Annotated in this window: 8 protein-coding genes; all 8 read left to right on the top strand. The window is 77.0% G+C overall.

The features are described from left to right. Positions 1 to 1,122 (top strand): polymorphic toxin-type HINT domain-containing protein (locus tag ACF1AK_RS23295; RefSeq protein ID WP_391500742.1); only part of this gene is annotated, 1,122 nt, incomplete at its 5' end. Between the two features lie 45 nt (positions 1,123 to 1,167). Then, entirely contained in the window at positions 1,168 to 1,608 is a 441-nt protein-coding gene (locus ACF1AK_RS23290; RefSeq protein WP_391500741.1) for a DUF4240 domain-containing protein, read from the top strand. Between the two features lie 148 nt (positions 1,609 to 1,756). Beyond that, a complete protein-coding gene (locus ACF1AK_RS23285; protein WP_391500740.1) occupies positions 1,757 to 2,305 on the top strand; it encodes a nucleotide exchange factor GrpE in 549 nt (182 codons plus the stop codon). 35 nt (positions 2,306 to 2,340) lie between these two features. Further along, complete coding sequence (locus ACF1AK_RS23280) at positions 2,341 to 3,921, top strand: Hsp70 family protein (protein WP_391500739.1); 1,581 nt, start codon at positions 2,341 to 2,343, stop codon at positions 3,919 to 3,921. A gap of 21 nt (positions 3,922 to 3,942) precedes the next feature. Then, the gene (locus tag ACF1AK_RS23275) at positions 3,943 to 6,639 is read left to right on the top strand and encodes a hypothetical protein (protein WP_391500738.1); all 2,697 of its coding nucleotides are present in this window, start codon (positions 3,943 to 3,945) and stop codon (positions 6,637 to 6,639) included. Continuing rightward, positions 6,636 to 7,706, top strand: a complete 1,071-nt coding sequence (locus ACF1AK_RS23270) for an ATP-binding protein (protein WP_391500737.1) — start codon at positions 6,636 to 6,638, stop codon at positions 7,704 to 7,706. The genes ACF1AK_RS23275 and ACF1AK_RS23270 overlap by 4 nt, the downstream gene beginning before the upstream one ends. After that, on the top strand, positions 7,703 to 10,234 hold the full coding sequence (locus ACF1AK_RS23265; RefSeq protein ID WP_391500736.1) for a hypothetical protein: 2,532 nt from the start codon (positions 7,703 to 7,705) through the stop codon (positions 10,232 to 10,234). Before ACF1AK_RS23270 ends, ACF1AK_RS23265 begins: the two co-directional genes overlap by 4 nt. A 299-nt stretch (positions 10,235 to 10,533) precedes the next feature. Next, on the top strand, positions 10,534 to 11,433 hold the full coding sequence (locus ACF1AK_RS23260) for a 2OG-Fe dioxygenase family protein (protein WP_391500735.1): 900 nt from the start codon (positions 10,534 to 10,536) through the stop codon (positions 11,431 to 11,433). Positions 11,434 to 11,945 lie beyond the last annotated feature (512 nt).

The raw sequence follows: 11,945 nt of genomic DNA, 5'->3' as shown, positions 1-11,945 counted from the left end.
AACGCCAGCCCGTACGACTACTGCACGGGCGATCCGGTCAACTGCACCGACCTCGACGGCAACTGGGGCATGCCCAAGTGGCTGAAGAAGACGGTGACGGTGGTCGCCAAGGTCGCCGAGGTGGCGTCCTACATCCCCGGCCCGATCGGCGCCGTCGCGGCCGCCGTCTCCTCGGTGTCCTACGCGGCCACCGGGAACTGGGCCAAGGCCGCCGAGATGGCCGTCACGGCCGTCGCCGCGAGCGTCGGCGCCGGACCCGTCGTGAAGGCCGCCGCGACGGCGGTCAGGACGAGCCGGGCGGCGGCCCGTGTGCAGAAGGTCGCGTCCACGGCCAGGAACGTCTTCCGCCGGAGCGGCTGCAACTCCTTCGCGCCCGACACGCCGGTCCTCATGGGCGACGGGAGCTACCTGCCGATCGACGAGATCGAGGTCGGCGACTACGTGTCGGCCACCGACCCGAAGACCGGCAAGACCGAGCCCCAGCCCGTGCTCGCCGTCATCATCGGCTACGCCACGAAGCACATGGTCGAGGTGCGCACCGAGGGGGACGACGCCGCCCCGGGCATCGAGGCCACCGCGAGCCACCCGTTCTGGACGGAGGAGGACGGCTGGGTCGACGCCGCCGACCTGCAGCCGGGCGACCACCTGCGTTCGCCCGACGGCAGCACTCCGGTGGTCAGCGCCGTGCTGGACCTGGGGGAGGTGGCGGACCAGCTCGTCTACAACCTGAACGTCGGGAACACCCACACCTACACCATTCTCGACGGGACGGGCCACGACGTCCTGGTGCACAACTCCGCCTGCGGATTGAACGCCAACAATCTGAACTGCTCCTGCGGCAGCCACTTGTACAAGATCTATGTGAAGGGGACTAACATCCTTCACAAGTACGGCACCGGTACCGGATCGAAGCGGCACGGACTCCGGCTCGACGGAAAGTCCAAGCGCGCGGAGAAGCAGGTCCGGAAGCTGAACAAGAAAGCGGGGTACGAGAAATACGAATCCAAGGTGTTGCGGAGATTCGGCACCGTGGGAGCGGCCAAGAAGGTCGAGACCGCGAAGATCAGGAAGCACACCAAGCGGTTCGGCCGCCGGGCCCCCGGCAACCCCGTGGACCATTGAGCGAGGCCGGAAACGCGTTCGCTCGGAGGAAGGAAGTCGCAGGACATGGATCGCTCGGAGTTCTGGAGGATCGTCGATTCCTCCGTCAGCCCTGACATGCACGAGACGGTCACCAGGATCGAGGAGAAGCTGGAATCCCTGTCGGGGGACGAGATCACGTCGTTCCACGACCGGCTGAGCGAGGTCCTCTTCGACCTCGACCGGCGGGACCTCAACGAGGCCGGCTACAGCTTCTCGGGCGCCTACGAGGCCGACGGGCAGGGCGACGACGACTTCCTGTTCGCACGCTGCGCGGTGGTCGTCTCCGGGTCGAAGGTCTACCAGGAGGTCCTGAAGGACCCCTCGGCCTTCGCCACGGCCTGGGACTGGTGCGGCCAGGACGTCCTCAACGTCATCGAGGAGGCCTACGAAGAGGTCACCGGAGATGTCTGGGAACACGACTCCCCGGTCGACTACGAGACCGGCTCGAACACCGCGGCCTGGTGACGGAGGGCACCCGCACTCCTGAGCACTGAGCCGCCCGCGGGCCTCCCCGGATCCACCGGGGAGGCCCGCGGTCGTGCCCGGGGCCTCCGGCCGGACCTTCGCCGTTCGACCGGTGGCGGACGGGCAAGGGCCGCTACGATGAAGGGACTTGGCGCGAGGATCGGGGGTCGCGGTGGACGGGGCGGAGGACGCCGGGGCGGGTGGGGAGATCGCGGGGCTGGCGCGGGAGTTCGCCGCCGCGCTGGCCCGGGAACAGGAGCTGGCGCAGCGTCGGGAGGGCGTGATCGCCCGGCTGCACGCGGAGCTGGAGGACCTGCGGCGCGGTGAGGTGGAGCGGGCGCTCGATCTGGTCCGCCACCCGTTGATCCGGCTGCACGACCAGCTCCTGAGGCAGGCCGCGTCGCTCGGAGCACCGCTCACGGTCGAGGAGTCGGGCGCACTGTTGCGGGCGTTCGCGGACGAGGCGGCGGACGCGCTGGCCGGCACCGGCGTCGAGCGCTACACGGCGCGGGTGGGCGAGCCGTACGATCCGGCCCGGCACCGGCCGGTCGGGCGGGACGCCGCCCGCACGCCCGAGGAGGACCGCACGGTCAGCGGGGTCGTCTCGGCGGGTTTCGCGGCCGGTGACCGGGTGGTGCGCAAGGCCGGGGTCCTGGTGGCCCGCTGGGACCCGGGCGCGGCCGCCCACCGTTCCTGACCACTGTTTCGGCGACTCCCCGGGGAGGGGTCCGCATGGCTGTCTACGGCATCGATCTCGGCACCACCTACTCCTGCGTCGCCTGCGTCGACGACGTGGGCCGGCCCACCGTGCTGCGGAACCTGGAGGGTTCCGACACCACTCCCTCCGTCGTGTACTTCGAGAGCGCGGACAGCACCGTCGTCGGCCAGAGCGCCAAGGACGCGGCCGTGCTGGACCCGGAGCGGGTGGTCCGGCTGATCAAGCGGGACATGGGCGAGCCGGTGCTGCGCGAGTTCCACGGGCGCCCGTTCACGCCCGAGGAGGTGTCGGCCCGGATCCTGCGCAAGCTCGCGGACGACGCGCGCGTCAGCGGCGGGGCGGAGGTGCGGGACGTGGTGATCACCGTGCCCGCGTACTTCGGGCTCGCGGAGCGCGACGCGACCCGCAAGGCCGGGGAGATCGCCGGACTGCGGGTGCTGGACGTGGTCGCCGAGCCGATCGCCGCCGCGCTCGACTACGGGGTGCTCGACACCGGCGGCGACACCGGGCGCGACCGCGCGGTGCTCGTCTACGACCTGGGCGGCGGCACCTTCGACACCACCGTGCTGACCCTGCGCGGCACCGACCTGACCGTGGTGTGCACCGACGGGGCCAAGGAGCTCGGCGGGACCGACTTCGACGACCGCGTCGTGATGCACCTGGTCGAGGAGTTCCGCACGCGGTACCCCGAGGCGGACGACCCGTTGGCGGACCAGCACTCGGAGACCCAGCTGCGCCGGGACGCGGAGGACGCGAAGCGGGCGCTGTCGTTCCGCGAGCGCTACACCGTCCGCGTGATGCACCAGGGCCTGGTCGCCGAGGTGGAGCTGACCCGGCAGCTGTTGGAGGAGCTGACCCGCGACCTGCTGGACCGCACGGTCGAGATCACCCGGCGCACGCTCGCCCTGGCCCGCCGGCGCGGGGTCGAGCGCTTCGACGAGGTGCTGCTCGTCGGCGGGTCCACCAAGATGCCCGCCGTGGCGCAGCGGCTGCGCGAGGAGTTCGGCTTCGAACCCCGCCTGCACAACCCGGACCTGACGGTCGCGCGCGGCGCCGCGCTGTACGCCCTGGACCGGGCCCTGTACATCGTCAAGAGCGGCGGACTGCCCGCCGCCGAGGTCCCGGACGTGCCCGACGCCGGCCACATCACCCGGCAGGCCTACCAGGTCGCCACGGTGGCCGCGCGCGGCTACGGCATCCGGGTGCTGGACGTCGAGACCGATCGCGCGTACGTCACCCACCTCGTCCATGCGAACGACACCCTCCCGGCGGCGGTGAGCCAGGACTTCTACACCGTCCGCGAGGGCCAGCGCCTGGTGCGGATCCAGGTGATGGAGCAGGCCGGGGCGGTGGAGTCCGAGGAGCTCGACCACAACACGGTGGTCGCCGAGGGCACTCTGGACATCCCCCCGGGCAAGCCCGCCCACTGGCCGTTCGCCTGCGAGTTCTCGCTCGGTTCCTCGGGGCTGCTGGAGGTGGTCGCCACCGAGCGCGAGACGGGCCGGCGCCTCGAACTGTCCGTGCAGATCGGCGGGATGGACGCGACGGCCGTGGACGAGGCCAGGATCGTGCTGAGCCGCGAGCAGATCGCCTGACGGCGGCGGGCACCGTCCGAGATGGCCTTCGACGAGGTGCGCTACCTGCGCGAGGTGCTCGACCGGGGTCTTCCGGTGGACGAGGACCTGCGGCACCGCTACCAGCTTCCGGCGGAGTTCACCGCCGCCGGGGTCGAGGAGTCGGTGCGCGACGCCCGCGCCTGCTGGCGGCGCCACCGCACCCGGCTCAAGTACCTCCCGGTGATCGAGGAGCTGGAGGCCGGCCACCTGCTGCACCAGGGCCTCTTCGAGGCGGCGCGGGGCGGCGACCTCGGCCCGCTGCGGGCGGCCGTCGCCGCGCAGGGCCGGGCCGCCGCGGCCGCGCGCGACGCCCTGCGCGACGCCCTGCGCGAGGCCGCCGGCGGGCTCGGCCTGGTCACGCCCGCCACGCTGGCGGGCGTCGGCGCCGTCCACCGGGCGGACCGCGCACGGCTCGACGAGGCCCTGGCGGCGCTGTCCGTGACCGTCGCGGACCCGGACCCGCTCCCCCGCGACCTGCCGCACCCGGCCTACGCGCGCTGCGCCCGGCAGCTGGCCGTCCTGCGGCTGCGCCACCTCGCCGACTTCCTGGCCGCCGGCGGTCCCGGGGAGCGCGTCCCGGAGCCGCTGCGCCCGTTCACCGGCCCGGCGCCGGACGAACCCGAGCTGGAGGCGGCGGCGCTGCGCTGGGGCCGGCAGCCGCACGGCGCCGCGCACACCGCGGCGCAGGCCGTGGCCGCCGCCGCGCGCAAGGTGCTCGGCGACCGCGGTCCGGAGGGGCTGCGGGCGGTCCTGCTGTACGAGCTGGCCGAGCCGCTGCGGGCCCGGCGGGCCGCCCGGGCCGGTGCGGGGACCCTGCTGGGGCACGCCGAGCGGGGGCTCTCGGTCGCCGCGCCCGAGGCCCGGCGGCTGGTCCTGGCGGTCCTGGAGGAGCCGGACCCCGATCCGGTCACCGCGCGGCTGCGCGCCCTGGTCGCGGACGGGCTGCTGGCCGAGGCGGGGGCGGTGCTCGACCGCCTCCCCGCGCAGTCGCTCCCGCCGGAGGCCGTGGCGCCGGCCGCGCACGTCCGCGCCGCGCTCACCGAGGCGCGGCGGCTGGGCGACCTCGCCTCCGGGCGCCGGACCGCCGATCCGGACGAGGCCTGGTCACTGCTCGACCGGGCCGAGGCGCTGGTCCGGGACCTGCCCCGGCTCGACGAGGTGCGCCGCTCGCTGCCGGTCCGTCCGGTGCCCCGGGTGAGCGCGACGCCGGACGGCACGGGCGTGCTGGTGGAGTGGCGGCCGAGCCCGTCGACGGCCGGGCGGCCGGAGTACCTGGTGGTGCGCCGGGCCGGCCGGGCCCCGCGGTCGGTGGCCGACGGCACGCTCCTGGCGCCGCCCGCTCCCGGCGCGACCTCGTTGGTGGACGAGGGGGCGCCGGTGAACGTGCCCGTCCACTACGGGGTCGTGGTGCGGCGCTCCGCCTCGCCGGACGGGCTGTACTCCCCGCTCGTCGTCTGCGGCCCGGTGCGTCACCGGCCGGAGGTCGCGGAGGCCCGGCTGGAGGCGGACGACGGTGTGGTGAGCGGCAGCTGGCGGCTTCCGGCGGGCGCGGAGGCCGTCCGCGTCACCCGTCGCGCCGACCCGGACGCCCCGGGCGGTCCCGAGGAGCCTCCCGTCCGGGTGCCCGCCCGCGCGGACGGCTTCACCGACCGGGGGCGGCCCAACGGCCGCATCCACGCCTACCGGGTCCAGGTGCTCTACCGGGAGGACGACGGCCGGACGACGGCCACCGCGGGCCGGTGGCTCAGCGCCGTCCCGCTGGCGCCCCCGGAACCGGTGACCGACCTCACCGTGGGGCCCGCCGCGGAGGACCCGGGGCTGTTCGAGGCCCGCTTCGCGACCGGCGCGCAGCCCGCGCACGGCGAGGTCCGCCTCTACGCCTTCGACGCCCGGCCCCCGTGGCCGGTGGGCCGGCTGCTGCGCCCGGCCGAGCTCGCCGCCCGGGGCACCCGGCTGACGGCCCGGCCGGTCTCCGGCGGTCTGCGGTTCCGGCCCCCGCGGCGCGGCGCGGTGGTCGCCGTGGTCACGGTCGCCGGCGAGCGCGCCGCGATCGGGGCGAGCCGGCCGGTGGTGGCCGTCCCGGAGCCGGCGAACGCGACGGTGGTCCGGGAGGCGGGCGAGGCGGTGGTCACCTTCGACTGGCCGCCGGACGGGCCCGGCGAGGCGGAGGTGCGCTGGCGGGTCGCCGGGGGCGCGCTCCAGCGGCGGACCGTCACCCGCCTCGGCTACGTCCACCGCGGCGGCGTGCGGATCCCCGCTCCCGACGGCGCGGCCGTCGAGGTCGAGCTGTGCCCGCTCGGCCGGGCGGACGGCCTGCCCGCGCCCGGGGCCCCGGTCCGGCTGGCCCTGCCGGCCCGCACCGAGGTCCGGTACACGCTCGGCCGCCGCGGGCTGCCGGGCCGGCGCTCGGTGCGGGCGGTCTTCCGGTGCTCGGGCGAGGTGCTGGTGCCGGGGCTGCTGCTGGTCGGCTCGACCGGGCCGGCCTGGCCGCTCGCGGCCGGTGACGGTGCGACGCTCGCCGAGGCCGGCGCCGTGCGGATCGGCCCCGGCCGGCCCGCCGTGCTCACCGCCCGGCTGCCCCGGGGTGGCCGGATCCGGTGGCTGCGCTGCTTCGCGGCCGGTGAGGAGGTCGTGCTGGTCGATCCGCCGGTCCGCCGGTTGCGCAGCGGCGGGCGGCGGGCGGAGGACCGCTCGTGAGCGCCGCGGAGCGTCCCGGCGCCGGGCTGATCTGCCCGTCCTGTCTGCGGCGGGTGGGCCGCGCGGAGATCGTCCACCGGTGCGTCGCCGGGCCGGATCCGTGCTCCGGCGGCCGCCGTTCCGTCGCCGCGGACCCGCACGCGCCGTGGGCCGTCTGCGACGGCTGCGGGCGGACGACCGCGCGCCGGCACTGCCGGCCGTGCGGTGGACGGCTGCCCGAGGGGCGGCTCGGGGAGCCGGGGCGGATCGTCGCGGTGGCGGGGCCGCCGGGCAGCGGCAAGAGCACCTTCCTCGCCGTGCTGCTGCACGAACTGCGGCACGGCCTCGGGGCGGAGCTGGGCGCGGCGCTGCTGCCCGGCGACGACCGTACGGAGGCCGAGGTGCGGCAGCGCTACGAGCAGCCGCTCTACGAACAGGGGCGCGTGCTGGCCGCGCACGCCCCGGGTGAGGGCTTCCGGCCGCTGGTGCACCGGCTGGGCCTCCGGTACGGCCGGCGGGAGCGGGCGCTGACGCTGGTCCTGCTGGACACCCCCGCCGGCGCCGACGCCCGGCCGGCCCTGGCGGCGGCGGACGCGGCGGTGCTGCTGCTCGATCCGCACGACCTGCCCGGCACCGGGCTGCGCCGGCCCGGCCGGGGCACCCGGTCGGCGGAGGTCCTGGACCGGGCGCTCGACGCGCTGCCCCGGGACGCCGGCGGGCGGATCGGCGTCCCGGTCGCGCTCGGGCTGGCCAAGCTCGACCTGCCGGCCCCGGGGCTGCCGCCGTACTCGCCGCTGCACCGCCGCCGTCGCCCCCGGCCGGGCTTCGATCCGGTGGACCGCGCGGCCGTGGACACCGAGGTGCGGGCCCTGCTGGAGCTGTGGCAGGGGGACGGGCCCGTCCGGCGGCTGCGCGAGGAGGGGGCCGCCGGGCACCAGCTCTTCGCGTTCTCCGCGCTCGGCGCCCCGCCCCGCTCCGGCGCGACGCCGCCCGGCGGCCCGCGCCCGCACCGGGTCGAGGACCCGTTGCTGTGGCTGCTGCACCGGTTCGGCCTCCTGCCGCGGCTGAAGCGGGCGGGCCGCGCATGAGGCGGGGGCGCGGCGGCGCCGGCCGGGTCCGCCGCCGGGGCCCGACGGCCAAGGAGTGGGGCAACCTCGTCACCGGGGTCGTGCTCGGCGTCGTGCTGCTCGCCGCGCTGTACCGGATCGCACTCCTGCTCGCCCTCGTCTTCGTCGCCCTGCACTTCCTGGTGCTCGCCCTGCCGCGCCTGCTGCTGCGCCACGCGCGCGCCGTGCGCAGCGCGTTCGGCGCGGGCGCGCCCCCGCCCCCCGCCACGGAGGACGGCGCCGCCCGGGAGCCGTATCTGCGGCACGCCGGCGCCCAGGCGCTGCGGGCGGTCCGGCGCGACCTGCGGAAGGCCTACGAGGAGCAGCTCCGGGCCGCCCTCCGGTGGAGCGTCGACCGGTTGGCGCCCCCGGACCGGGCCTGGGGGCGGGGCGAGCTGTTCACCGCCCGCTGTCTCTGCGCGGTGTTCGGCGCCCTGCGGGCCACCAGCGTCGGCACGGCCGTCCTGGTGTCGATGCTCCTGGCGCTGCCCGCCCTGCTCTGCCAGCTGCTGGCCCGGGCGGCGCTGCTGGCCGGGTTCCGGCTCTGGTGGACGGCCTGCCGGGCGGCCGACGGGCTCGGCCGCCGGCTGACCGGCTCCGCCCGGGTCTGCCCGCATCCGGCCTGCGGGCGGGCGGTGGAGCTGCCGGTCCGGCTCTGTCCCCGGTGCGGCGTGCGGCACCGGCGGCTCGTCCCCGACCGCTACGGCGGCCTGCGCCGCACCTGCCGCTGCGGGGCCCGGCTGCCGGCCGGGTCGCTGTTCGGCGCGTGGCGGCTGGAGGCCCGCTGCCCGCACTGCTCGCGGCCGGTGCCGCCGGGCGGCTCGCCGACCCGGCTGGTGCTGGTCGCGGGCTCGGCCGGGGCGGGGCGCAGCACCGTCGTGCGCAGCGGGTTCGCGCATCTGGCCGGGGTCGTCGGGGCGCTGGGCGGGCGGGTCGGCGGGGCGCCGGCGGGGGCGGCGGTGGCGGAGCTGTCCGGGTTGCGCGGCGGGCGGCGGACGCTGGTGCTGCTGGATCCGCCGGGCCCGGTGTTCGAGGAGCAGTCCGGACTCGACGCGCTGGAGGGTCTGCGCCGCGCGCACGGCCTGGTGCTGGTCCTCGACGCGCTGACCCTGCCGTCGGTGCGGCGGGCGCTGCCCGGCGGGTCGGCGTCGCCCGCGCCGGGCTCCGTCCCGGCCGCGGAGCGGGTGCTGCGCAGCGTCGGCGCCCTTCCCCGGCGCCGTCGGCCGCGGCGGATCGCCGTGGTGCTCACCCGGACCGCCGCGCTGCGCGCCACCCCGGCCGGGCCCGGGCCGGATCCCGGTGCCGGCGGCGAGGAGGCCGTGCGGCGGTGGCTGGAGGAGGCGGGGGCGGGGAACCTCGTCCGGGTGCTGGAGCGGACCGGCGGCCGGCTCCGGTTCCTGGCCGACGGGCCGGGTTCCCGGGCGGGCCCGGACCTGGGCGAGGTGCTGCTGTGGACGGCCGGGGTGCGCGCCGCGCCCCGGCGGCGGCCGGCCCCGCACCGTGTCCGTCCCGCCGGCGGCCCCCGCATCCGGCCGGACGGGACGACGGCCCGCGCGCGGCACGCGCTGCTGCTGTCGCACCTGCCCGGCCTGGCGGTGGTGCCGCTGGCGCTCACCCTGCTGTTCACGGGGACGCTGCCGCCCACGGCCGCCTTCGGGTTGCCCGCCGCCGTCGACCGGTGGCAGCATCCGCTGCCGGACTTCGCCCGGGACGTCGATCTGACCGCCTTCCGCGGGGACGGTTCCTGGCCCGCCCTGACGGCGAGCTACTCCGCCCCCGGGAGCAGCCCGGACGGGCCGCGCGCCGGAAGGGGCGGCCACTGGTCGACCGAGGGCGGCCCGGACGCGGCCGTGCCCGACGGGAGCGACGGGGAGGCGATGGACAACCGGCTCCCGCGGCCGGAATGGCTGGAGATCGACTTCGGGGTGCCGGTGCCGGTCTCGCGGCTCGAACTGGACATGGAGCCCGGGATCGTCGCGCGCGCCACGGTCGAGACCCTGGCCCCGGACGGCGTGTGGGTGAGGGACGGCCGCCAGGAGCTGTCCGGCGAGGATCTCCTGGCGGGCCGCAACCGGCGGTTCACGCTCGGCGGCACCACGACGGCGGTCAGGATCGTCACGGTGGTGCTGCCCGGACACGACGGCGTGCGGGTCACCCGTCTGCGGACCTGGTCGCCCTCGACCACCCTGCTCCGGCCCCGCCTCTCCGGCACCGACCTGCTGCTGACCAACACGGCGAACCGGGACGTCCGGGTGGAGGTGCTCCCGCCGGTGCCGCCGCCGGGCTGGCGGGCCGAGCCCGCCGGCCCGGCGCCGCGGCGGGTGGCGGGGGGCGCCACCGTCACCTCCGCCTGGCGCCTCACCCCCGGCTCCGGCGCGAGGCCCGGCCCGGTCGGGTACGCGGTCCGCGTCACCGAGGACGGCCGCACCGCGACCGTGACCTGCGTCGCCCTGCTGCGCACCACGCCGCAGGGGGTCCGGACCGAGCCGCTCGCTTGCGGCCCGGACTAGGTCCTCTCTTCCGGATCTTGCCGGCGCCGGCAAGGATCCGAGAGACAGGCCCCGGGCCCCGGCCTTCGCGAGGACCGGCCCCGGGAGTGCGGCGAGATGCCGGGACCGGTCCCTTTTGGTGCGGGCATTTCTGGGCAGGGGCGTCATGTGGCATTCCCGGTCTGCCCGGGGCGCGTCGACGCCCCGACGCCGCCGCCGTTCACGGACGGTGTCGTCGAACGCCGCGGACAGCCTCCGGGCGATGCCGTGACCCTGCTCGCCGTGCGGCCCGCCGCACCCGACGGATCCGGAGAGAACCGATGGACGACGCCCCGTACTCGCCGCCCGGCCGGACGGCCACCGCTGCCCCGGGCCCCCTGTTCCTGCCGTCCTCCGGCCCCGGGCCGGACCACGCGGCCGGGGCCGGGGCCCTGCGCCGCGACGGCTACGCCCGGCTGGGCGCCGCCGCCCTGGGCATCGACACCGAGGCGATGGCCGAGGACTTCGCCCGGCTCGCCGACGCCTACCGGGACCTGCCCCCGGACCCGTACGCGCGGGAGACCAACCGGTTCCGCCGCTACTCGCACGCCGTGCACCTGCCGTGGACCGGTCTGCTGTCCTACATCCCCGGCACCCCGGACGCCGAGTTCGGCACCGTCACGGAGTACTGGCAGGACGAGCACAACCCCGACTACCCGCGCATGCGGCGCAGGCTGCCCGACCTTCCGCCCGCCCTGCGCGACAACCGGCTGCTCGACGCGCTGATCCGGGCCGACCTCGCCCACGCCCTCTGGCTGGAGGACCTCCGGCGGGCGCCGGTCTACGTCGGCATCCACCTGATCGCGCTCGGGGTGCGGGACCGGGCCCAGGAGGCGGTGTCCTCGCCGGACTGCCTGCACCAGGACGGCGGTTCACCGGCCACCTTCACCTTCGCGCACCTCGTCGGGCGGCGGAACGTCGAGGGCGGCGAGAACGTCATCGCCACGGCGGAGAGCGCCGGCCGGCAGCCCGGTGAGGTGCCCGCCGACGCGATCCACGCCCGCTTCGTGCTGACCGAACCGCTCGACGGCTACGGCGTGCACGACCACCGGGTGAGCCACTACGTCGGCCCGGTCCGGCTCGGCGGTGACGGAGCCGCCGCTGCCGGCCCCACCGGCGAAACCGGCGGCCGGCGCGACATCCTGATCATCGGCATCGCCCCCTACACCCCGGGGCTGTAGTCACCCGGAGCACCGGGGCGCGGCACCACCCGCCCCGGTCCGCCCCGGTTCACGGCCGGTCCCCCGGCCCGCCGGCGACGCGTCGCTTCCGGGGCGGGGACGGTCGTCCCCGCCCCGGGCCGGCTGCCCCTCGCCGATCGTCACATGGGCGAGGCCCGGACAGCCGTTGCCCCCGGCGGCCGTCACCGGGACGCGTGCGGGGCCCCCGCTTCCCCAGATCATCCGGTGGTCACCGCCCCGACGGCCCCCCGGCCGCTCCGCATCCGCTTCCGACCCGGCCCGCCGTGCTGATCGCTGGTCATACCGTCGATGCTGTCGGGGCGGTGCACCGTCCGCCTGAGTACCGGTACTCAACTCCGCGTCACCGCTTCACTCAATTCCGCGTCACCGTTCCGGCGGAGGGGCCGACGGCGCGGGCCCGCCCCGGGAGGTCCCGGGGCGGGCCCGCGCCGCGCTGGGGCCGGGTCTCGGGGGGCGGTGGCGCGGTGAGCACCACCCGCGGTGGGCGAACG

This window comes from Kitasatospora sp. NPDC015120 (genome assembly GCF_043080305.1).
In the GTDB taxonomy this organism is placed as follows: domain Bacteria; phylum Actinomycetota; class Actinomycetes; order Streptomycetales; family Streptomycetaceae; genus Kitasatospora.
This window is presented reverse-complemented; position numbering and strand designations above follow the sequence as displayed.

What these genes read in the sequence shown, in the direction of transcription:
- ACF1AK_RS23265 (WP_391500736.1), top strand. Translation starts at nt 7,703, where the DNA reads ATGAGGCGGGGGCGCGGCGGCGCCGGCCGGGTCCGCCGCCGGGGCCCG.
- ACF1AK_RS23280 (WP_391500739.1), top strand. Translation starts at nt 2,341, where the DNA reads ATGGCTGTCTACGGCATCGATCTCGGCACCACCTACTCCTGCGTCGCC.
- ACF1AK_RS23275 (WP_391500738.1), top strand. Translation starts at nt 3,943, where the DNA reads ATGGCCTTCGACGAGGTGCGCTACCTGCGCGAGGTGCTCGACCGGGGT.
- ACF1AK_RS23290 (WP_391500741.1), top strand. Translation starts at nt 1,168, where the DNA reads ATGGATCGCTCGGAGTTCTGGAGGATCGTCGATTCCTCCGTCAGCCCT.
- ACF1AK_RS23260 (WP_391500735.1), top strand. Translation starts at nt 10,534, where the DNA reads ATGGACGACGCCCCGTACTCGCCGCCCGGCCGGACGGCCACCGCTGCC.